Annotated in this window: 18 protein-coding genes; 7 read left to right on the forward strand and 11 right to left on the reverse strand. The window is 40.3% G+C overall.

What is annotated here, in order from left to right; all coding sequences use genetic code 11:
• Window positions 1-5: 5 nt before the first annotated feature.
• A complete protein-coding gene (proB, locus tag C5N92_RS01430) occupies window positions 6-1,106 on the reverse strand; it encodes a glutamate 5-kinase (protein WP_111749101.1) in 1,101 nt (366 codons plus the stop codon).
• Window positions 1,107-1,185: 79 nt separating this feature from the next.
• Here proB and C5N92_RS01435 point away from each other — a divergent pair, with 79 nt between their 5' ends.
• From C5N92_RS01435 to C5N92_RS01455, 5 genes are all read left to right on the forward strand, one after another.
• Entirely contained in the window at window positions 1,186-1,677 is a 492-nt protein-coding gene (locus tag C5N92_RS01435; RefSeq protein ID WP_111749102.1) for a dihydrofolate reductase, read from the forward strand.
• 174 nt (window positions 1,678-1,851) lie between these two features.
• Window positions 1,852-3,447: a lactate permease LctP family transporter gene (locus tag C5N92_RS01440; protein WP_111749103.1), complete on the forward strand. Its 1,596-nt coding sequence runs from the start codon at window positions 1,852-1,854 to the stop codon at window positions 3,445-3,447.
• Window positions 3,448-3,503: 56 nt separating this feature from the next.
• Window positions 3,504-4,235: a (Fe-S)-binding protein gene (locus C5N92_RS01445; RefSeq protein WP_111749104.1), complete on the forward strand. Its 732-nt coding sequence runs from the start codon at window positions 3,504-3,506 to the stop codon at window positions 4,233-4,235.
• A gap of 1 nt (window position 4,236) precedes the next feature.
• On the forward strand, window positions 4,237-5,643 hold the full coding sequence (locus C5N92_RS01450; RefSeq protein WP_111749105.1) for a LutB/LldF family L-lactate oxidation iron-sulfur protein: 1,407 nt from the start codon (window positions 4,237-4,239) through the stop codon (window positions 5,641-5,643).
• Window positions 5,644-5,647: 4 nt separating this feature from the next.
• Window positions 5,648-6,349, forward strand: coding sequence for a LutC/YkgG family protein (locus C5N92_RS01455; RefSeq protein WP_111749106.1), 702 nt, complete (start codon window positions 5,648-5,650; stop codon window positions 6,347-6,349).
• A 32-nt stretch (window positions 6,350-6,381) separates the two neighbouring features.
• On the opposite strand, the gene pyrD is transcribed toward C5N92_RS01455, so the two are convergent.
• From pyrD to C5N92_RS01490, 7 genes are all read right to left on the reverse strand, one after another.
• Complete coding sequence (gene pyrD, locus C5N92_RS01460) at window positions 6,382-7,389, reverse strand: quinone-dependent dihydroorotate dehydrogenase (RefSeq protein ID WP_111749107.1); 1,008 nt, start codon at window positions 7,387-7,389, stop codon at window positions 6,382-6,384.
• 51 nt (window positions 7,390-7,440) lie between these two features.
• Window positions 7,441-8,391 carry a ribose-phosphate pyrophosphokinase gene (locus C5N92_RS01465; RefSeq protein WP_111749108.1) on the reverse strand — a complete coding sequence of 317 codons (951 nt, stop codon included), beginning with the start codon at window positions 8,389-8,391 and terminating at the stop codon, window positions 7,441-7,443.
• A 23-nt stretch (window positions 8,392-8,414) separates the two neighbouring features.
• Window positions 8,415-9,260 (reverse strand): 4-(cytidine 5'-diphospho)-2-C-methyl-D-erythritol kinase, encoded by an 846-nt coding sequence (gene ispE / locus C5N92_RS01470; protein WP_111749109.1) that lies wholly within the window; start codon window positions 9,258-9,260, stop codon window positions 8,415-8,417.
• Complete coding sequence (lolB, locus tag C5N92_RS01475) at window positions 9,260-9,892, reverse strand: lipoprotein insertase outer membrane protein LolB (protein ID WP_111749110.1); 633 nt, start codon at window positions 9,890-9,892, stop codon at window positions 9,260-9,262. Before lolB ends, ispE begins: the two co-directional genes overlap by 1 nt.
• 331 nt (window positions 9,893-10,223) lie before the next feature.
• Window positions 10,224-12,794 (reverse strand): bifunctional uridylyltransferase/uridylyl-removing protein GlnD, encoded by a 2,571-nt coding sequence (gene glnD / locus C5N92_RS01480; RefSeq protein WP_111749111.1) that lies wholly within the window; start codon window positions 12,792-12,794, stop codon window positions 10,224-10,226.
• An 86-nt stretch (window positions 12,795-12,880) separates the two neighbouring features.
• Window positions 12,881-14,527 carry a bifunctional UDP-sugar hydrolase/5'-nucleotidase UshA gene (ushA, locus tag C5N92_RS01485; protein ID WP_111749112.1) on the reverse strand — a complete coding sequence of 549 codons (1,647 nt, stop codon included), beginning with the start codon at window positions 14,525-14,527 and terminating at the stop codon, window positions 12,881-12,883.
• 85 nt (window positions 14,528-14,612) lie between these two features.
• Window positions 14,613-14,975: a diacylglycerol kinase gene (locus C5N92_RS01490; protein WP_111749113.1), complete on the reverse strand. Its 363-nt coding sequence runs from the start codon at window positions 14,973-14,975 to the stop codon at window positions 14,613-14,615.
• A 267-nt stretch (window positions 14,976-15,242) separates the two neighbouring features.
• On the opposite strand from C5N92_RS01490, the gene sstT reads away from it, so the two are divergent.
• Both sstT and C5N92_RS01500 read left to right on the forward strand, forming a co-directional pair.
• On the forward strand, window positions 15,243-16,454 hold the full coding sequence (gene sstT / locus C5N92_RS01495; RefSeq protein WP_111749114.1) for a serine/threonine transporter SstT: 1,212 nt from the start codon (window positions 15,243-15,245) through the stop codon (window positions 16,452-16,454).
• Between the two features lie 138 nt (window positions 16,455-16,592).
• Window positions 16,593-18,866 carry a DNA internalization-related competence protein ComEC/Rec2 gene (locus tag C5N92_RS01500; RefSeq protein ID WP_111749206.1) on the forward strand — a complete coding sequence of 758 codons (2,274 nt, stop codon included), beginning with the start codon at window positions 16,593-16,595 and terminating at the stop codon, window positions 18,864-18,866.
• Here C5N92_RS01500 and queA read toward each other — a convergent pair whose 3' ends face one another.
• The 3 genes from queA to C5N92_RS01515 all read right to left on the reverse strand — a co-directional run bounded on the left by queA (window position 18,867) and on the right by C5N92_RS01515 (window position 21,971).
• The gene (gene queA, locus C5N92_RS01505) at window positions 18,867-19,952 is read right to left on the reverse strand and encodes a tRNA preQ1(34) S-adenosylmethionine ribosyltransferase-isomerase QueA (RefSeq protein WP_111749115.1); all 1,086 of its coding nucleotides are present in this window, start codon (window positions 19,950-19,952) and stop codon (window positions 18,867-18,869) included.
• A 103-nt stretch (window positions 19,953-20,055) separates the two neighbouring features.
• A complete protein-coding gene (locus C5N92_RS01510; RefSeq protein WP_111749116.1) occupies window positions 20,056-21,120 on the reverse strand; it encodes an AI-2E family transporter in 1,065 nt (354 codons plus the stop codon).
• A 95-nt stretch (window positions 21,121-21,215) separates the two neighbouring features.
• The gene (locus tag C5N92_RS01515; RefSeq protein WP_111749117.1) at window positions 21,216-21,971 is read right to left on the reverse strand and encodes a class I SAM-dependent methyltransferase; all 756 of its coding nucleotides are present in this window, start codon (window positions 21,969-21,971) and stop codon (window positions 21,216-21,218) included.
• Window positions 21,972-22,123: the final 152 nt, after the last annotated feature.

Below are 22,123 nucleotides of genomic sequence, written 5' to 3' on the forward strand. Positions count from 1 at the left end.
TCATATTAATAATGCACCACCATTTCATCTCGATGAAACACCACCGAACCAAATTCATAGCCGAGAATGGCTTCAATATCGGTTGATTTTTTGCCTTTAATTAACGCAAGAGCATCGCTGTTGTAACGGCTAATGCCAAGAGCTAATACCTTGCCGTCAAGGTTACAAATTTTGGCGACTTCCCCACGTGCGAATTGCCCTTCGATTTTCACAATACCTGCAGGTAACAGCGATTTGTGTTGTACCACAAGAGCATTTTCAGCCCCTTGATCGATAAAGATCGTACCAGCAGGAGGCGCCCCAAAGAGCCACTGTTTACGCCCTTCGATTTTGTCTAATTGAGCCAAGAAACGTGTACCGATTTCTAAGCCTTGTGCCACATCAAAAATCACATTTGGGCGTTCCCCTGACGCAATCGCCGTTTCCACACCTGAACGGGTCGCAATATCAGCGGCAGTAATTTTGGTACTCATTCCGCCCGTGCCGAGCGTTGTGCCACTGCCCCCTGCCATTTGACGAATTTCAGGGGTAATTTTTTCTACTACAGGAATACGTTTGGCATTTGGATTTTTGCGTGGATCGCTGTCAAATAGCCCTTCCTGATCGGTCAATAAAATCAACAATTCCGCTTGAGCCAAAATCGCTACCAACGCCGATAAATTATCGTTATCGCCGATGCGAAACTCTGCTGTTGCCACCGCATCATTTTCATTGATGATCGGGATAATTTGTTGATCAAGCAAAGCCGTGAGCGTATCTCTTGCATTTAAAAAGTGATCTTTGTTCTCAATATCGGCACGGGTAAGCAACATCTGTCCGATTTTGATGTTGTAAATGGAAAAGAGACTTTCCCACACTTGAATAAGCTGACTTTGCCCCACTGCCGCCAAAAGCTGTTTGCTGGCTAAGGTTTTCGGTAGCTCACGATGCCCCAAATAATCACGCCCAGCGGCAACTGCCCCAGAGGTAACAATGATGATACGATGCCCCTGTTGGTGCAGTTGGGCTACTTGTTTAACGATTTCTAGCATATGTGGACGGCTTAAACTTTTAGTGCCGTGGGTTAAGGTGCTAGTGCCTAGTTTGACTACGATTGTTTTTGCCATAATGTTGTAAAAAAAGAAAAGAAATTGACCGCTATTATCTGCTAAAATCTGCCTTATTTCAAAACGAATCAGGAACAAAATGAAAATAAGTGTAATAGTTGCACGTACCTTAAATAAGGTGATCGGTAAAGGGAATGCAATGCCGTGGCATTTGCCGGTGGATTTGGCGTGGTTTCGGGCCAATACGGTGGGTAAACCCGTGATTATGGGGCGGAAAACCTATGAATCTATCGGCAGATTGTTGCCGAAACGCCCGAACATTATTCTTTCTCGTTCAGGCTTTGCGGTGGGTGGAGCTTATTCGGCAGAAAGCCTTGAACAAGCGGTTGAATTAGCTAAAAGTTTTGCAAATAGTGATGAAATCATGATTATTGGTGGGGGCGAGCTATTTAAACAAGCGATGCCATTGGCAGATAAGCTTTATCTCACTGAGATTCAAGCTAATATTGAAGGTGATACTTTTTTTGACTTTGATGAAAGCCAATGGAAGTTGGTTGAAGAGAAATGGTCGAAAATTGATGAGCAAAATGATTATATTTGTAGATTTTGCTGCTTTATTCGTAACATTTAATCAACAAATGTTAAAATTTAAGTGCAAAACGTATTATTGTTAATCAAATGAGTAGAATAAATGTGATTAATTTCACAAAATGGTTATATTCTGCTTTTTTATTTTAATATTTTCTCTAGAATGCCAACTCCCATTGTTCCCCTAGGGGTGTTTTTTATTATTTAGAGGTATTCTGTGGCTCTATTTCTCAGTATTTTTCCTATCGTTTTACTTATTTATTTAATGGTAAAACGTAACGCATTACCATCTTATGTCGCCTTACCGTGGATTGCGGTGGTTGTGCTTATTATCCAATTGATTTATTTCGGAACTGATATTCAAACTGTTAGTGCCAATATTGTTTCTGCATTGATTGCAGTTCAAACGCCAATTACTGTTATTTTTGGCGCAGTTCTTTTCAACCGTTTTTCAGAAGTTTCAGGTGCAACGGATATTCTGCGTAAATGGTTAGGTAACATTAACCCAAACCCTGTGGCACAGTTGATGATCATTGGCTGGGCATTTGCCTTTATGATTGAAGGTGCAAGTGGTTTCGGTACGCCTGCGGCGATTGCTGCACCAATCCTTGTGGGTATTGGTTTCCATCCACTTAAGGTAGCGATGTTAGCGTTAGTGATGAACTCTGTACCAGTTTCATTCGGTGCAGTTGGTACACCAACGTGGTTCGGTTTAGGTCCATTACAGTTACCTGAAGAACAAATTCTTGAGATTGGTTCTATTACAGCCTTTATTCACTCTATTGCTGCGTTCATTATTCCTGTGATGGCTTTACGTTTAATCGTAAGTTGGCAAGAGATCCGCAAAAATATCGTGTTTATCTACATCAGTGTTTTTGCTTGCGTGGTTCCTTACTTCTTACTTGCACAAGTAAACTATGAGTTCCCATCACTTGTGGGCGGTGCTATCGGTATGGTGATTTCTGTTTGGGTGGCAAATAAAGGTATCGGTTTAGCTAAAGTAGATAATACCGTTGATAGCAATGCTGTGACTACTGCTCAAGTAGTAAAAGCGCTATTCCCAACAGGGTTATTAATTGCGATCTTAATCATTACTCGTATCAAGCAATTACCGTTAAAAGCAATGATGAATGATGCAACATCTTGGTTTAGCATGCAGTTAGGTTCATTAGGTACATTTGATATTAGCCATGGTTTGATCTTTAGCTTAAAAGAAATTTTTGGTACGACGATCAGTTCAAACTATAAGTTACTCTATGTACCAGCGCTAATCCCATTTGTGATTACCGTATTAATTGCAATTCCTGTATTTGCGGTATCGGCAAAAAATACTAAAGATATTTTTGCAAGTAGCTTAAAACAAACTAAGAATCCATTCTTTGCCCTTGTAGGTGCATTAATTATGGTGAACTTAATGCTTGTTGGTGGCGATGATTCTATGGTGAAAATCATCGGTAAAAGCTTTGCTCAAGCAACAGGAGAATATTGGACAATCTTCGCATCTTACTTAGGTGCAGTAGGTGCGTTCTTCTCTGGTTCTAATACTGTATCAAACTTAACTTTCGGTAGTGTTCAGCTTTCAACAGCAATGGAAACGGGTCTATCTGTTAGCTTAATCCTTGCGGTACAATCTGTTGGTGGTGCGATGGGTAACATGGTATGTATCAACAACATCGTTGCAGTATGTTCTGTATTGAACATTAACAACAAAGAAGGTGAAATTATCAAACACACTGTTGTACCAATGTTTGTTTACGGTGTAATTGCGGCACTTTCCGCACTCTTTATTGTACCGTTATTCTATAATGTGTAATCTTAGGTGGGCGGAGCCCACCTTTCTTTTTTAATTGATTTTTTGTTGGAGTTTTTATGAACGTGAATTTTTATGTCACCTGCATTGCCGATATTGTCAAAGCAGGGGTTGCAAAAAATAGCGTACTATTATTAGAAAAATTGGGATGTAAAATTACATTTCTTGAAAAACAAGGCTGTTGTGGACAACCTGCGATTAACAGTGGGTACACTAAGCAAGCACTAGCAGGAATGAAAAATTTAGTTGAGACTTTCGAAGTTAATGACTATCCAATCGTTGCTCCAGCGGGTTCTTGCGTATATGCCATTAAAACATACCCAGAACATTTTGCGCGTTTTGGTGAGCCAGAATGGGCAGAACGTGCTAAGAAAGTTGCTGATCGTTTTCATGATTTAACTGACTTTATTGTTAATGTACTTGGCGTAACCAATGTTGGTGCAACTTTAACAGGCAAAGCAGTTTATCACCCATCTTGTAGCCTTTCTCGTAAATTAGGTATTGTGAATGAGCCAGTGACGTTGTTACAAAATGTAAAAGGCCTAGAGCTTTTACCTATTGCTAACCAACAAACCTGTTGTGGTTTTGGCGGGACATTCTCGGTCAAAATGGCAGAAATTTCAGGCGAAATGGTTAAAGAAAAAGTAGAACATATTGCCGAAGTTGAACCTGAGTATTTAATCGGTGCGGATGTGAGTTGCTTAATGAATATTGGCGGACGTTTAAGCCGTGAGGGAAAAAATATTAAAGTCATGCACATTGCAGAAGTTTTGATGCAGGAGGGCAAATAAGATGTCATTAAAAACCAGCAATCTTGCCTTTAAAAAACGTGTTGACGATCAAATCCATAACGCCATGATGCGTAAGGCGGTGGTGAAAGCTCAAGAAACCATCGGGGCAAACCGTCAAAGAATGGTAGATGAACTTGGCAACTGGGAAGAGTGGCGTGATGATGCGAAACAGATCCGTAATCACGTATTAGCGAATTTAGACGCTTATCTCTATCAATTGAGCGAAAAAGTGCAACAAAACGGCGGAAAAGTCTATTTTGCAGAAACTGCCGAAGAAGCGACCGCTTACATTCGCCAAATTGCCTTAGAAAAAAATGCGAAAAAAATCGTGAAGTCTAAATCGATGGTAACGGAAGAGATTGGTTTAAACCACGTCCTTGAAAACGAGGGAATCAAAGTGGTGGAAACCGACTTAGGTGAATATCTGTTACAAATCGTGGGCGATAAACCATCACACATCGTTGTGCCAGCGATCCACAAAGATCGCCACAAAATCCGTCAAGAATTGCACGAACAGTTAGGCTATAACGGTTCTGAAACACCAGAAGAAATGACCGCATTTGTACGTCAAGTGATCCGTAAGGATTTCTTAGAAGCAGATATCGGTATTAGTGGTTGTAACTTTGCGGTTGCAGAAACGGGTTCAGTCTGTTTAGTAACCAATGAAGGTAACCTACGTTTAGCGACCACTGTGCCAAAAACCCATATCGCTGTAATGGGTATGGAACGTCTAGCGCCTACATTTAAGGAAGTTGACGTACTTATCACTATGTTAGCTCGTAGTGCAGTAGGGGCAAAACTGACCGCTTACAACACTTGGCTAACAGGTCCACGCCTTGAAGGTGAAACGGATGGCCCTGAAGAGTTCCATTTAGTGATCGTCGATAACGGTCGTTCACAAATCCTTGAAAGCGAATTTAAAGAAGTATTACGCTGTATCCGTTGCGGTGCGTGCTTAAACACTTGCCCGGCTTATCGTCAAATTGGCGGACACGGCTACGGCTCGATCTATCCAGGTCCAATCGGCTCGGTGATTTCACCACTGTTAGGCGGTTACGATGAGTTTAAAGAGTTGCCTTATGCTTGTTCACTCTGTACTGCGTGTAACTCAGTATGTCCAGTGAGAATTCCATTGGCACAGTTGATCTTAAAACACCGTGAACATATCGCACAAAGTGGTATGACTCCAACGGCAGAGCGTTTATCAATCTTCGGTTTTAATTTCGCTAACTCACATCCAACTCTATGGAAAGTGGGCGTGAATATTGGAGCGAAAGTTGCTGGTAAGTTCATTAAAAACGGCAAAGCCCCAATTCAAGTGGGTGCATTAGCTGAATGGACAAAAGCCCGTGATTTACCTTCTGCTGAAGGTGAGAGTTTCCGTGATTGGTTCAATAATAGAGGATAAGCGAATGGATTTACAAAATCGTGAGAATTTCTTAAACAAGTTAGCGGAAAGAATGGGCAGACCACGTCAGTTAGTGCCTGAACCGATGCCAACATTGGAAAATAACCATGCGACAACACGTTTAACTGATCGTACTCAAGCTCAACGATTAGAAGAGTTCGTTAATTTTGCTAAAGTGATGATGACTGATGTTGCAGTTGTAAAATTGGAAAATTTAGTGACGGAAGTGAGCGCTCTTTGTGATAAATACGGCGGTGGAAGTATTATTATCAACAATGATAGCCGTTTAGCCGATTTAGGCATTACGCCTGCGCTACAAGAAAAATACGATAGTTACGTTTGGGATCACAATGCTGAAAGCAGTCTTAATATCGACAAAGCAGAAAAAGCGAATATCGGCGTAGTATATGGCGAATATGGATTAACGGAGTCAGGCGGTATCGTACTATTTTCTGATAAAGAATTTGGACGTTCAGTCAGCTTGTTACCTGAAAAATCCATTGTTGTGTTAAAAGCAAGCACAGTATTACCTCGAGTAGCACAACTTGCGCAGATTCTTCATGAAAAAGCGCAACGTGGAGAAAGAATGCCTTCTTGTGTAAATATTATTTCAGGTCCAAGTGCCACAGCAGATATTGAGTTAATCAAAGTCGTTGGTGTACATGGTCCTGTAAATAAAATTTATGTTGTCATCGACGATTTATAATTCAGAAAAAGTCTCACATTAGTGAGACTTTTTTACGTTCTAATTTCTTTTACCAGTTGGTGAATCAATGCTGGTCCTTGATAAACCATAGCAGAGTAGAGCTGTAATAAACTTGCTCCTGCGTCGATCTTCGCTTGCCCTGATTGTACCGAGTGGATACCGCCACTACCAATAATCGGAATTCTGCCTTTTAACTCTTGCGACAGTTGTCGAATGATTTGCGTACTTAAGGTATCAAGTGGTTTGCCACTTAACCCACCTTGCTGATCAGCAAAAGGGAGTCCAGCAACGCTTTCTCGAGAAAGTGTCGTATTTCCTGCAATCACACCGTCAATTTGATGACGAATCAAGCTGTCTGCCACAGAAGCGATCTCTTCAGAAGAAAGATCAGGGGCAATTTTTAATATAAGCGGTCGGTAAACGGCAAATTTTTGCGAAAGGAGAGCTTGTTCTGCTTTAAGGGATTTAAGTAACTCATCTAAAGCATCACCATACTGCAATGAGCGCAGATTTTTTGTGTTGGGTGATGAAATGTTTACTGTCACGTAGCTGGCGTGTGGATAGACTTTGCGCAGACAAATTTGATAGTCATCTAAGCTATTTTCAATAGGTGTGGTCGCATTTTTACCGATATTAATGCCAAGTATGCCGTTATATTTGGCTTTTTTAACATTTTCAATCAGTACATCAACACCGTGGTTATTAAAGCCGTTACGGTTAATAATGCCTTCTGCTTCAATAAGACGAAATTGACGAGGACGAGAATTACCGTCTTGAGCAACAGGGGTAACGGTGCCAACTTCAATAAACCCAAAGCCAAGTTTAGCAAAGCCATCAATCGCTTCGCCGTTTTTATCTGCACCTGCGGCTAAACCAATCGGATTTTTAAAATGTAATCCCATTACTTCAACAGGATTATCAGGTAGAGAGCAACTAAGGGAAAAAGGCGATTTACCGAGTAATTTTAATGATTGGATCGCAAACTGATGCGCATTTTCCGCATCAAGATTAAAAAGAAATTTTTTGATGAGTGAGTACATTTTGTATTTGTAGTTAAAAGAAAAAACCCAACCTTTCGGTTGGGCTTTAAATTAGTGACTAAACATAGCAGAAATAGATTCTTCGTTACTAATACGACGAATTGCTTCGGCTAACATACCAGATAGGGTTAATACACGAACTTTGTTCAATGCACGAATTTCGTCTGAAAGTGGAATAGTATCTGTCACAATCACTTCGTCTAATGCATCGTTTGCTAAATTTTTCGCTGCACTACCAGAGAATACCGCATGAGTCGCATAAGCAAATACACGACGAGCACCACGTTCTTTTAACGCTTCAGCCGCTTTGACTAAAGTACCGCCAGTATCGATCATATCATCAACTAAAATGCAATCACGATCTGCAACATCACCGATAATATGCATTACTTGTGCTACATTGGCTTTAGGACGACGCTTGTCAATGATTGCCATGTCGGCATCATTTAATAATTTTGCAATAGCACGTGCACGAACCACACCGCCGATATCAGGTGAAACAACGATTGGGTTAACTAAATCAGTTTTTTTCAAAATATCTTCGATTAAAACAGGAGAACCAAAAACGTTATCTACTGGGACATCAAAGAAACCTTGAATTTGTTCAGCGTGAAGGTCACAAGTTAAAACACGATCAACACCCACACTTGAAAGGAAGTCTGCAACCACTTTTGCTGTAATTGGCACTCGAGCAGAACGTACGCGACGATCTTGGCGAGCATAGCCAAAATATGGAATAACAGCGGTAATTCGACCTGCTGATGCACGGCGAAGAGCATCAACCATGACGATTAATTCCATTAGATTGTCATTCGTTGGTGCACAGGTTGATTGCACAATAAAAATGTCACCACCACGTACATTTTCATTGATCTGTACTTGAATCTCACCATCGCTGAAACGACCTACTGTTGCATCACCGAGAGAAGTATAGAGACGTTCAGCAATTCGTTTTGCTAATTCAGGGGTAGCATTTCCAGCGAAAAGTTTAATATCTGGCATTTTGGATAAACCTCTAGTGTAGATTAGGGAGATAAATTAAGGGTTTGATGTAAAGGCGACAGGTTTTTGCCTTGAGCGACAAAGCCGTGAATATTTGTAGGCTTAAGGGCAAAAACTCGACGAGCTTCTTCTTCATCATCAAATTCGGCAAATACACAGGCACCAGTGCCGGTTAACCGAGACGGCGCATATTGTACCAACCAATTAAGCAGATCATCAACCTTTGAATACAGATCTCTAACAATTTTTTCGCAATCGTTTGCATAAGCTGTGTTGAGAAGTTCTGATAAAGGGCGTTTTGGTGTATCGCGGGTTAAATCTGGGTGATTAAAAATCGCTGCTGTGGCAATAGATTCATCTGGTTTTAATACCACATACCATTTTTCTTTTGGCTGGCAAGGTGTCAGTTTTTCGCCAACGCCTTCAGCGAAAGCGGCAATACCATGCACAAAGATAGGCACATCAGCACCGAGAGTGAGCCCGATTTCAGCAAGTTGTTCAAGAGAAAGCCCTGTTTTCCAAAGGACATTTAAGGCGACTAATACTGTTGCAGCATTTGATGAACCTCCCCCAACGCCTCCACCCATTGGCAAACGTTTTAGCACGCCAATTTTTGCCCCTTGCTGACAAGCGGTCTTTTCTTGCAATAATTTTGCAGCTCGGTAAATCAAGTTCTGTTCAACAGGAACGCCGATGATTTCATTTGTGAGTTTAATATCAGGATCGTCGCTGATCTCAATATCAATCTCATCACCAAAATCAAGAAATTGAAAGAGCGTTTGCAATTCGTGATAGCCATCTGACCGCTTGCCTGTGATATATAAAAACAGGTTAAGTTTTGCAGGGCTTGGAAAAGTGAGTTTCGTCATTAGTAAGCCCAATTATCAATACGAATTTTTAAGGTTTGTGCGCCATTTTCCAATACAATCAGTTTGGGTAAATTTGGTGTACGATCTTCGTGATACTCAACAAAGCTGGCTTTCCACACGGTTCCATTAACCGCATAATCAAATTGCGATAGTTGGCGTTTTTCATTAACGATATAGTTTGCATTTTTTTCAGGTTGACCTTTTACCCAATAAGCGAATTGATCGATAGGGAAAGACACTCCGATGATTTCTTCCATTAATGCCGCCACATCGGCTTCTGTACGGGAGCGACCTTCGCTATCAGAAATAGTCATTCCATAGCTGTTGCGCTGTAGTTTTAACGATTTACTGGAAAGGTTTGATGACATTGTTAAACCAAAATTGGTTGGTGTTTTGTATTGCCAGTCAAAATGAGAGGAAAAACGTTCTTCAGGCGAAATATAGCCAAATTGTCCCTTTGCGGAATAAGCGTTGATTTTCGCTAATTGTGCAAGATGTTGCTGCCATTGTGGGTCATTATGTGGAATTTCAACGGTGGGCTTGGTGACTTCCGTCGGCGCATTTAATACCGAATTACAGCCGGTTAAAGCGAGTAACACAGTCAGGGATAACAGTTTGGTTAGTTTTTTCATATTGTGAGTTTATTGCGTAATCTGATGTAATCAATGGAAGAAGTATAGCATAAATTCTAATATTCCCATTATTTGATGCATTTCTCTTGTAATAAGCCAAAGAAATCCACAACCATTCGTCTAAATGCCGACATTCTCGGGTATTTTAAAACCCAGTGCCGTGGGAATACCCACGGTTAAGCATAGAAGCATTCCTTTGGAATGCCAAACTATCCCAAAGGGATAGCTCTATGCTTAACCTAGGGTAAAACCCTAGGTATCAAAAAAGATGTTCGTTATAAATGAGCGTCATCGGGGATGACGTCAATAATCAGGCTATTTATTCTTACCCCTATTCCAACAACGTCATCAATCTTTGTTTTAACATTCTCTGTTCTTCATCACTTAATGCGGTATCTTGTTGATTACTTACCACAAAGAAATCTTCAACACGTTCGCCGATAGTGGTGATTTTCGCATTGAGTAAGTTAAGATGAAGTTCGCTAAAAATATAGCCAATTTGTGCCAATAAGCCTTCTCGGTCAAGGGTAAACAGCTCGAAAGCGGTTTGATTTGGCTGAGAATTTGCTAAAAAGCGGATTTTGGTTTTACGTTTAAATGATTGATGTTTAACGGGTTTTTTATTCGGGCTAAAGGCTTTATTCATGCCAACCGTCAGTGTATTCAGTAACGCTGTGCGGATCTGTTCGCTACGTTCATTATCTAAAGGCTGTCCGTTCATTTCCGTAATAATAAAGCTATCAAGTACAAAACCATTTTCACTGGTGATAATTTGTGCATCATGAATACTGACTTTCTTCTGGCTTAGGGTTTGAGCGATACGAGCAAACAGTTGCATTTGATCGGCGCAGTGAATAAAAATTTCGGTGGCTCCCCGAGCGTACTGATTGCTGATAAGCACCATCGGTAATTGTGGATATTTAAGGTAATGCAAGGCATGCCAATATAGTTGAGTTGGGCTATTTCGGACAAAATAACTTTCGGGGCAGCCTTGCCAAAATTGTGCCAGTAAAGCGTGTTGCTCTTCTGCAATCACTTGAGTAAGCTGTGAAAACGCTGCTTGTCGATGATCTTGGCTCAATTTTTGATGATCGAGAGCCTGTTCATCGCCTAGCTGTAATTGCTGTTCAGTGAATTGGTATAGCTTCATAAAGAGCGAGCGTTTCCAATCATTCCATAAACTTTCATTTGTAGCGCAAATATCGGCAACGGTTAAGCAGGTTAGTGCGCTTAAAGCGGTGGGATTATTCACGATTTTTGCAAAGGTTTTAACCACATCAGGATCGTGAATATCTCGGCGTTGTGCCGTGATAGACATAGTTAAATGTTCTGCAACAAGCCATGCCATATAATCCGTTTCTTCTTGATTAAAACCATGTTGTTCAGCAAAAAGTCGCATATCAACCGCACCAACCGTGGCATGCTCGCCTTCTCTACCTTTGGCGATATCATGAAAAAGCGCAGCCAAATAGAGCAGTGGGCGTTTTGGCAAGGTCGGAAAAATGTGGCAACAAAGTGGATGTTGCCCTGCATTTTCAATTTGTAAAAAACTTTCGAGTTTCAGCATCACTCGAATGGTGTGTTCATCAACCGTATAAATATGAAAGAGATCAAACTGCATCAAGCCTTGAATACCTTTCCATTGTGGAATATAAGCGGTGAGTACGCCTAATTGATGCATAGGCACGATGGCTCTTTTTACCACGTCAGGTTGAGAAAACAGTTGGATAAAACGAGAGCGAGCTTGCGGTATTTCGCATAATGGGCGAGATAAACTTTGTAAAGCTAAGCGTAGCTGTCGTAATGTGGTGGTTTCTGCCACGCTCTGTGCGTGTTCAGTTAAATGGAAAAAGAGATCTAAAATGCGTTCAGGTTGTTGCTTAAAAATCAATGGGTTACTACAAATTAAGGTGTTATTTTGTAAGTAAAAGTACGGATCAAGCGGTTGTTTTTGTCCATTTTTTTGCAAAGGCGATAAAACCGTTTGCTCAAAGTGATCGAGCAAAAGTTGAGTAAGCACAGAAATAGATTGCGTTGCTTGAAAGAAATCTTTCATCATCGCTTCTACAGGTTGATTGCCTTCACCTTGATAGCCAAGCTGTTCACTTAATTGTAATTGGCGATCAAAGCGCAGACGGTTGTCGTAGCGTTTAAGTTGTAGATGTAAGGCAAAGCGCATACGAAACAGCGTGCGTTGTGCTTGCTGAAGTTCTAAAAACTCTTCAGGGTAGAGTAGCCCTTTTTCAAAGAGATCATCTAAGCTGTGCAGACCATAGTGACGTAGCATGATCCAAGAAAGCAAATGCAGGTCACGTAGCCCACCGGGACTATGTTTGAGATCGGGTTCGAGATTATAGCTCGTGTTGTGATAACGGGCGTAACGTTCTGTTTTTTCCGCTATTTTAGCTGCAAAAAAGTGCTGAATTGCCCAAAAATCTGCATGAAACAGTTGACTTATCAGTTGTTGCCAAAGCCTTTCATTCCCTGTAAGAAAACGGCTTTCTAGCATATTGGTGGCAACAGAAATTTCCGCTCTACCAATTTCAAGGCATTCTGCAATGGTTCTTATACTTGTGCCAAGCTGTAATTTGCTATCCCACAATAAATTAAACATCGCATTGAGTTGAGATTGGCTTTGTTCGTCTAATGGCTGTTCACTTAATACTAAAATATCGAGATCAGACAGCGGAAACATCTCTTTTCGCCCATATCCCCCGACGGCAATCAAGGCAAGATCTTGGCGATCAGCAAAACCAATTTGGTGCCATAAATCAAGCAATAGTGAGTCGTAAAAATCACTACGTTGCGTTAACAGCGCCATGATATTTTTTTCAGTAAAGCAAGATTTTTGCACTAAGGTAAATTCGGTGAGTTGGGTTTTGAGTGTTTGACTGTCGATCATGGTGATAAATTAAGTGAAGTACATGCAAATAGAAAAAAGCGGTACATTTGCAAAAGTCAGGGCAAAATGTACCGCTTGTAGATGAATTATTTGAAGATCACATCATCTTTTGGATCATATTTTGATGCATCAATTGGTGTATTTTCTTCAAAATATTTTTTCAACATTTCAGCATCAATAAAGCCTGTATTTACGTAGCTTGGGTGTTTTTTCAGGATTGGATAGCCGTCACCACCTGCTGCACAATAGTCTGGCACAGAGACTTTATATTTCTTATTAAGATCAAGTGGTTTACCGCCAATTTTCACATCAGAAACTTGTTTTGCTGTGCGATCAACAACCATTGAAATACCTGCAAATTGCGGATAAGCCCCCATATCGACTTCTTTTAACGCAACCACATTTAAGTAATCAAGTAACTCTTGACCAGTGAGATCAACTGTTGCAATCATGTTACCAAATGGTTGAACCGTCAATAGATCTTTATAAGTTACATTGCCTTCATTGATTGACGCACGGATACCACCTGAATTCATGATACCAATGTCTGCTTTAACACGCTCCATTTGTGATTGAGCAATCAAGCGACCTAAGTTAGTTTGGTGGAAACGAATCACTTTACGATCGCCTTCTAAGATACCACCTTTCACTTCACCTACTTTTACATTCAAGAGTTTATCGCCTTCATCTTGGTATTTTTTCAAGTGGTCAAATACGGCTTTATCTTCAGGGATTTCTTCTTGATAGAGTTTATATTCGCTTTTACCATCTTCCAATTTCACTTTTTGTTTTAAGTTGATTGGAATGAGTTCGTAGTTAACTAATTTAGTTTCGCCGTTCTTAAATTCAAAATCTGCACGACCTAAGAATTTACCCCATTCGCCAGCTTGAACAATCCAAGTACCGTTTTGGAAATCAGGTTTACACTCCTCGCCAGGTGTGTATTTGAGTTTAAAGACGCCTTTTTCATCCATACAAACCGTATCATGAGTATGTCCACCGATAATTAAATCTAAAGCTCCTTTATCAACACCACGAGCAAGAGAAACATCACCTGGTGCGTTCATACCGTGTTGTTCATCAAAGTAGTAACCCATATGCGTAAGAGCAATACTCACATCTGGTTTTTCTGTTTTTTGAACTTTAGCTAAGGTTTCTTTTGCTGTTTGGATTGGGTCTTTGAAAATGACATTTTCAGTCACATCAGGGTTGCCCAATTTTGCAGTATCTTCGGTCGTTAAACCGATCACCGCAAATTTCAAACCACCTTTATCGAAGGTAACATAAGGTTTTACTAAGGTTTTATTAGTTTTTTTGTTAATCACGTTAGCAGAGATAAATGGGAATTTTGCCCATTTTTCTTGCATATCTAGAATTTGTAGAGGATAGTCAAACTCGTGGTTACCTAATACTGCAGCTTCAACACCTAGCATATTTAGGCCTTCAATATCTGGTTTCGCATTTTGCATATCAGATTCAGGTACACCTGTATTAAAGTCACCAGCATGAAGGAAAATGACTTCACCACCTTTTTCAGCCACTTCTTTACGGACTTTGTCAATCGCTGTTTTATTTGCAGCAAAGCCGTATTCTCCTTTATCATTTTTCCAGAAATGACCGTGTGTATCATTTAAGTGTAAAACGGTAAATTTATACGTTTTATCCGTTTCATAAGCCATAGCTGTTGTTGCACTAATACATGCAAGAGCAAGTAGAGTTTTATTAAATTTCATAATGTTTCCTTTAGTTTTTGGGTGAAAAAAATATGTATTTAATTGAATATAAGTAAGATATTTCCACTTAAGCCTATTAAGTATTTTAGTTAAATAGAATCAGTAACCAAGTTAGACCAGTAATCAGCATGGCGACAAAAACCGCCGCAGAGCCAATATCTTTCGCTCGGCCTGAAAGTTCATGGTATTCAGAGCCAATACGATCGACGACAGATTCGACAGCACTATTGAGTAATTCAGCAACAAGTACTAAAAGCACAGAGCCAACTAATAAAATTTTTTCTATAGCACCATCGCCTAAATAAAAACCGAGTGGAATCATAAAAAAAGAAAGCCACACTTCTTGACGAAATGCGGCTTCATGAATATAGGCGCTTTTCAGGCCTTTCATAGAATAGCCTGCAGCACGAATAATGCGTTGAAAATTTGCTTTGTTTTCAGGTTTCATTAAATTCTCGTTAAAAAATAAAAAGAAGGCTGATATTCTACCTAAACCAATCGTTTACGGAAAGGGATTGATGGAACATTTGGATAAATATTGTAAGATATTTAGCAGAGTGAACTTTTTTAAAAAAGTTCCCAAATTTGTGAAAATCTTTACAAAAATTACCGCTTGACTATTCCATTCTGACATTTTTTCCGCTAATCTCACGGTCTTTATTTAGGTGAATAGGCGACTGACCGCTTATTTTATTGTTATCTTACAGGAAATGTTATGAGTAGTTCTTCATTATCTTCTAAATTATTAGGCGGTAATCTCGTATTACGTATTGCCGTTTTTCTTGTGCTCGGTATTCTCCTAGCATTAGTTAATCCTGAATGGGCTAAAAATGTTGGTGTTTTAGGTCAATTCTTTGTGAAATCATTACGTGCGATTGCACCGATTCTTGTATTTGTATTAGTGCTTTCAGCTATTGCAAATAAGGAAGTTGGTTCTGATGGTCGTTTAAAACCTATTCTTGTCATGTATGTTTTAGGTACATTTATTGCAGCGGTAACAGCAGTTATCTTAAGCTATATGTTCCCAACAACACTTGAATTAGTGACTAGCCCAGATGGTCTTGCACCACCACAAGGTGTGGGTGAAGTTTTAAAAACCGTGATTTTTAACTTAGTTGATAACCCATTAGGTGCAATCACAAACGGTAACTTTATTGGTATTTTGACTTGGGCAATTGGTCTAGGTATTGCGTTGCGTCATGCTGCACCTAGCACAAAAGTATTCTTAAATGATCTCTCTGATGCAGTTTCATTTGTTGTGAAAGTCGTTATTGCTTTTGCTCCAATCGGCGTATTTGGTTTAGTGGCAGAAACGATGGCAACGAATGGTGTCGATGCCTTTGTTGGTTATGCACGTTTATTAGCCGTATTATTAGGTGCGATGGCAATTGTTGCTTTCATCTTAAACCCATTATTAGTGTATTGGAAAATCCGTCGCAATCCGTATCCATTAACATTCACTTGCTTGCGTGAAAGTGGTGTAACGGCATTCTTTACACGTAGTTCTGCAGCGAACATTCCTGTAAATATGGGACTTGCAAAACGTTTAGGCTTAAAAGAAGAGATCTATTCTGTTTCAATTCCATTGGGTGCAACTATTAACATGGCGGGTGCGGCAATTACAATTACCGTATTAACCCTTGCAGCAGCTTATACACAAGGCATTACACCAGACCTTTGGACTGCAATATTATTAAGCTTTGTGGCTTCAATCTGTGCTTGTGGTGCTTCAGGTGTTGCGGGCGGTTCATTATTGTTAATCCCACTTGCGTGTAGCTTATTTAACATTCCAAATGATGTTGCAGCTCAAGTTATCGGCGTAGGTTTCATCATTGGTGTCGTTCAAGACTCTGCTGAAACAGCGCTTAACTCATCAACTGACGTATTATTTACCGCAGCGGTAAGTATGGCTGATGAAAATAAATAATTCAATTTAATCGTAATGAAAGGGGCAATCGTAGATTGCCCCTTATTTTTGTGATCTCCGTCGAAAAACGTCATTTTTCTACTTTTCTCTCTTTTTATCATTGGCATACTGCAACTCTTTAGGTTGAGTATGTTGATGATGTCTGTTGATCGTTTCTGTTTCGCCCTTTTTGTCGGGCTGTTGCCGTTAATGTGGCTGCCGTTTTCGTGGCTACTTTACGGGGTGGTGATTTCGCTAGTCGTGGCTTTTTGGGGGCTGGTTCGCTCTCAGGCTATGCTGTTGCTATTAGGCGGCATACTAGCAGTGAGTTATTCTCACATTTTTTATCTTGCAAAAGATCAAAAACAACGCACCGCTTTCAAGGTGCAAGAGCAGATTGAAGTCACGCAAATTTTAAAGCAACAGGATTATCAAACGGCAATCGTCAAGCGTAGTAACGGTGAACAACTTTATGCAAATTGGCAATCAGACACACCTTTGATACTAAACGCCATTTATCAGGCAGAATTATTGATCAAACCCTTATCGGCTCGCTTAAATGATGGAAATTTTGACCGTCAGCGTTGGTATTTGGCTCAAGGGATTTCAGACATAGTAACCATTAAAAATGCAAAACAAGTGAGCGAGCAGCTAAACCTGCGAACCCATTGGCTTTACCGAATGAAACAGCAGACCGAACCCTTTGTCACACAAGGCTTGTTGCTTGCATTGGCATTTGGCGAACGAGCGTGGTTAAGTCAGGAACATTGGGCGATTTTTCAGCAAACGACAACGGCACATCTTATTGCCATTTCAGGTTCGCATATTGTGTTGGTTTATCTGTTGGCGTTTTGGATCGCGAAAATGGGGCAGTGGGTGCTGTTGCGTTTTAGGTTGTTACAAGCGGTGGGATTTTCGCTCTATTTTGCAAGGGCGGTGGGTTGGCTTTCGGCGTTGGGATACAGCTATTTGGCAGGTTTTCAGATTCCAACGGTTCGGGCAATGGTGGCGATTTCGTTGCTACTGCTAATTCAGTTTGCTCGGCGACATTATACGCCGTGGCAGTTGTGGCTTCGGGGTGTAGTGCTGTTGATTGTGCTTGATCCGCTCACCTTACTGTCCGACAGCTTTTGGCTTTCGGTGTTGGCGGTGGCAAGTTTGATTATTTGGTATCAGCACTTTCCGCTCAAGCGGTGGGATTTTGTCAAAAATTTGCAATATCGATCAGTTCGACTGCTATTAGAGCTGTTTCATTTACAGCTCGGCATTTGGCTGGTGTTTTCTCCTATTCAACTCAGCTTTTTTGACGGCACATCGCCTTTTGCGTTAGTGGCGAATATGATTGTGGTTCCCCTTTATAGTTTTATTGTTATCCCATTGATTTTATTTAGTTTATTAACAGATAACTTGTTGCAAACGTGGTGGCTTTGCCATTATATCGCTGAATGGGGTATTCACCTGATTGAACCGCTTTCGCACCATTGGATCGATTTAAGTTATGAACATCAATGGGTTTTAGTCTGTGCTAATCTGTTGATTTTATTCAGCCTTTACACTTTTCTACAACGCCTATCTTTTGCTTATTGGCTGGCAACAATTTTAGTGCCTTTTACTTTGTGGATTGGCTTTTATTTGCAAAAAGAGATCAATAAACCACCGCTTGTTAAATGGGTGAATTTTGACGTAGGGCAAGGGTTGGCAATGGGGCTAATCTATCAACAACAGGGCAAAGCCAAAGCGGTGTTGTACGACACGGGCGTGGCGTGGCAGGGTGGTTCAATGGCGGAGTTGGAAATTTTGCCCTATTTACACCGCAATGGGATTGATGTGGAAGCCATTGTGGTCAGCCACGATGATAAGGATCACGCTGGTGGCGTGTTGCCGTTACTTCAAGCATACCCAAAGGCAAGGTTGATTTTGTCGGGCAAAAATCAGTACAACGAAAACATCGCCGAGCCTTGCATTGCAGGCAATCAGTGGCAATTTGGCAAATTTAAGTTGGAAGCTATTTATCCAATGCAGTTAGTAGAGCGAGCGAAAAACGAACATTCTTGCGTTCTATTAGTTTCTATCGGACAGTACAAATTGCTTTTAACCGGCGACAGTGGCGTGGCAGAAGAACGGCAATATGTTCAACAAGTCGGCAAAATTGATTTTCTCCAAGTCGGACATCACGGCAGCAAAACCAGCACCAGCCAAACCCTGTTGGCTCACACCCAGCCCACTTGGGCGATCATCTCCGCAGGGCGTTGGAACCCGTGGGAAATGCCCAATAGCCAAGTTACACAACGGCTAGAGCAGTATCAAGTACAGTGGCTTAATACCGCAAAGGTGGGCATGATCCAAGTAGATTTTTATGAAAATAACTACAAAATAGCTGTGGCAAGAGATAGATTGAATCCCTGGTACCAACAGCTTTTTGGAAATGAATGATTAAGGAGTATCTTTTAGTGCATTCTCATTTTTGGTGATAAACATCGCATCACCGTAGCTGAAAAAGCGGTATTGGCTTTCAACGGCGTGTTGATAAGCGTTCATACAATTTTTAAAGCCTGCAAAAGCGGAAACCAACATAATTAAGGTCGATTCGGGTAAATGGAAATTGGTGACTAACGCATCAACAATACGGAATGTTTTACCTGGGTAGAGAAAAATAGCGGTATCTGAATAGAATGGCGCAATTAATTTCCCTTCTTTTTCAGCGGCTTGTGCGGCACTTTCAATAGAGCGAACAGAGGTCGTACCGACGCAAATTACACGTTTGCCTTTCGCTTTTGTCTCTAAAATCTTATCGACAACTTCTTGAGAAACTTCTGCATATTCAGCGTGCATTTTATGTTCTTCAATGGTTTCCACTCGCACGGGTTGAAAAGTACCTGCGCCAACATGAAGCGTAACAAAGGCAGTTTGAACGCCTTTGTCTTGCAATTTTTGTAGCATTTGATTATCAAAGTGTAAGCCAGCGGTTGGTGCGGCGACTGCGCCTAACACTTTGCTATAAACCGTTTGATAACGCTCTTGATCGGCATCTTCATCAGGGCGGTCGATATAAGGCGGTAGTGGCATGTGACCTGCTTGTTGTAATAGGTCAAAGAGTGGCTTATCCGCTTCAAATTTTAGCTCAAATAACGCATCATGGCGGGCAACCATGATCGCTTTAAAACCATGAGCTTCACCTAATTTATCTTCGCCTAAGAAAATTTCGGCATTTTCTTTCGGGGCTTTTGATGAACGGATATGAGCAAGGCAGCGGTGTTCATCTAATACACGCTCAACTAAGACTTCTAATTTTCCGCCGCTGGCTTTACGTCCATAAAGACGAGCGGGGATTACTCGGGTATTGTTGAAAATCAGTAAATCGCCTGCGTTGATATGTTCAAGTAAATCATTAAATTGTTGATCTTGATAAACGCCAGTATTACCGTTGAGATAAAGCAAACGGCTGGCACTGCGTTCTGCCGTTGGATAACGGGCAATGAGTTCGTCAGGTAAGTCAAAATGGAAATCGGTTACACGCACAATAGTTCCTTAATTATTTTTGAATAAAGAAGGACACCAGCAGGTGCCCTTAGGTAAAATGGGATAATTTGTAAATTTATAGATAAATCTGACCGCTTGCAAGTTAAACCTGATTTTCTTCATTGGTAGGTAGGGCATTAATAACGGCTTTGACGAGAGTTGCCAAAGGAATCGCAAAAAAAACTCCCCAAAATCCCCATAACCCACCAAAAATTAATACCGCAATAATGATAGTAAGCGGGTGTAAATTCACGGCTTCAGAGAATAAAAATGGCACAACAAGGTTACCATCAAGCAATTGGCTAATCACAAATGCGAGTAGCAAATAATAAAAATCGGGAGAGAGACCAAATTGAAATAGTGCCACTAATGCGACAGGAATTGTCACAATCACTGCGCCAATATAAGGTACAAGAACCGATAAACCAACTGCAACAGAAAGGAGTAGCGGATAATGTAAATCAAAGAATAAGAAGATAATATAAGTCGCTACGCCAACAATAAGAATCTCTAAAAATTTTCCACGGATATAGTTTGCGATTTGTAACTGCATTTCTCCCCATACTCGCGTAGCAAGACGACGATTTTTAGGCATAAAACGAGAAACGGAGCGCATAAAAAGCGTTTTATCTTTGAGTAAGAAAAAAACCATTAATGGCACAAGAAAGGCGTAAATACCTAACCCAACTAAACTAACAATAGAATTAAGAGAGAAAGCTAATAGTGAATCCCCAAAGGCAAGAATTTTAGTTTTTGTACTTGCCATTAGAGAATCTAACATAGCATAGTCAATTAATTCAGGATAATGCTCTGGCAATGCTTCAAGCCACGCATTAAGCAGATTAAACATACTTGGTAAATCTTTCAGGAATGTCATCGCTTGACTCCATAGTGTTGGAAGCATGACGACAAATAAAAAGACAGAAATAGAGATAAATCCGCCTAATACAATAATTAGGCTAAGTATTCTTGGAAATTTAAATTTTGTGGTAAGAAAACGAATAGGCCATTCAAGCAGATAGGCGAAAACAATAGCGATCAATAAAGGCATCAATAGATCGCTAAAGAAATAAATAATCCCAAAACCGATGATTAAGATCGCAAGTAGAGCAACAATTTGTGGATCAGTAAATTTTTGTCTATACCAATCCTTGAACATTTCGAACATAATTTTTCCTGTCGTGATTTGCGTTATTTATTGTTATTGTGGTGGATAACGTTGTGATAAAAAGGGTACGAATTAACGTACCCTATTTTTTATGGTTATTTTTGGCTACAAACAGCAATAAATCCCAGTTGGTTTTCTGGATCATTAAAAGTTTGGAACATTTTTTTAAACGTATCGCGATTTTCAGGTTTTAAGGCATTACCGACAACTTTCATTGCCCCTAAAACACCTTCATCCTGAATTAAACCTTTTGGTGAAAGTAAACTCATTTCACCGCTAAATGTTTCTACATTACGAAAACCACAGTTTAAGAATGTCTCTTTCCAATCCTGTTTGTTTAACGGTGCGACTGTCGTATTAATTGCTTCACGAAGTTTTTCAATCACTTCATCCGCATTCTCGCCATTAACCAGTAAGTCATGAGTGAGTAATAAACCATTTGGTTTGAGTACACGTAAGTATTCTTTAATTGCTTTTTCTTTTGCTTCTTGTGGCAACATGGTTAACATTGCTTCATTAATCACAATATCAAAACTATTGTCTTCAAAAGGTAGCTTAGTTGCATTTGCACGTTGAACTTGAACGAGTTCTTCTACTTTATGTTCTTTAATATTTTGGCGTGCTTTCTCTAACGATTCTTCATCAAGATCGATACCGATCACATGGCAGCCAAATTGTTGTGCAATTTCAATTGCTGTCGTTGCCATATTACAGGCAATCTCAAGCACTTTTTTATCTTTACGAAAATCGCCATTAGCAATAAGCCAATCTGTTGCTACTTTGCCACCCGGGCGTAAACGTGTTTTACCCAAACGAGCTAAGAAATGGTGTCCAACTTCTTCTTTTTTCATATCAACCTCATTTGTAAAAAATTGTGAATATCTGACCGCTTGAACAATAGATAGTTCGATTAGACGGAATAGCTTGATTATACTGCTTTTTTATCTGTTCTTATATACAAATACTTCGTTTTTTGGCAGAATTTGTTATCGATCTAATTAAA

Origin of the sequence: Glaesserella australis (assembly GCF_003260095.1) — a bacterium.
Taxonomy (GTDB): Bacteria; Pseudomonadota; Gammaproteobacteria; order Enterobacterales; family Pasteurellaceae; genus Glaesserella; species Glaesserella australis.

Bases quoted from the DNA above. Each gene is read 5' to 3' on its own strand.
- proB (WP_111749101.1), bottom strand. From the start codon at position 1,106: ATGGCAAAAACAATCGTAGTCAAACTAGGCACTAGCACCTTAACCCAC.
- C5N92_RS01435 (WP_111749102.1), top strand. From the start codon at position 1,186: ATGAAAATAAGTGTAATAGTTGCACGTACCTTAAATAAGGTGATCGGT.
- C5N92_RS01445 (WP_111749104.1), top strand. From the start codon at position 3,504: ATGAACGTGAATTTTTATGTCACCTGCATTGCCGATATTGTCAAAGCA.
- C5N92_RS01450 (WP_111749105.1), top strand. From the start codon at position 4,237: ATGTCATTAAAAACCAGCAATCTTGCCTTTAAAAAACGTGTTGACGAT.
- C5N92_RS01455 (WP_111749106.1), top strand. From the start codon at position 5,648: ATGGATTTACAAAATCGTGAGAATTTCTTAAACAAGTTAGCGGAAAGA.
- pyrD (WP_111749107.1), bottom strand. From the start codon at position 7,389: ATGTACTCACTCATCAAAAAATTTCTTTTTAATCTTGATGCGGAAAAT.
- C5N92_RS01465 (WP_111749108.1), bottom strand. From the start codon at position 8,391: ATGCCAGATATTAAACTTTTCGCTGGAAATGCTACCCCTGAATTAGCA.
- ispE (WP_111749109.1), bottom strand. From the start codon at position 9,260: ATGACGAAACTCACTTTTCCAAGCCCTGCAAAACTTAACCTGTTTTTA.
- lolB (WP_111749110.1), bottom strand. From the start codon at position 9,892: ATGAAAAAACTAACCAAACTGTTATCCCTGACTGTGTTACTCGCTTTA.
- glnD (WP_111749111.1), bottom strand. From the start codon at position 12,794: ATGATCGACAGTCAAACACTCAAAACCCAACTCACCGAATTTACCTTA.
- ushA (WP_111749112.1), bottom strand. From the start codon at position 14,527: ATGAAATTTAATAAAACTCTACTTGCTCTTGCATGTATTAGTGCAACA.
- C5N92_RS01490 (WP_111749113.1), bottom strand. From the start codon at position 14,975: ATGAAACCTGAAAACAAAGCAAATTTTCAACGCATTATTCGTGCTGCA.
- sstT (WP_111749114.1), top strand. From the start codon at position 15,243: ATGAGTAGTTCTTCATTATCTTCTAAATTATTAGGCGGTAATCTCGTA.
- C5N92_RS01500 (WP_111749206.1), top strand. From the start codon at position 16,593: ATGTCTGTTGATCGTTTCTGTTTCGCCCTTTTTGTCGGGCTGTTGCCG.
- C5N92_RS01510 (WP_111749116.1), bottom strand. From the start codon at position 21,120: ATGTTCGAAATGTTCAAGGATTGGTATAGACAAAAATTTACTGATCCA.
- C5N92_RS01515 (WP_111749117.1), bottom strand. From the start codon at position 21,971: ATGAAAAAAGAAGAAGTTGGACACCATTTCTTAGCTCGTTTGGGTAAA.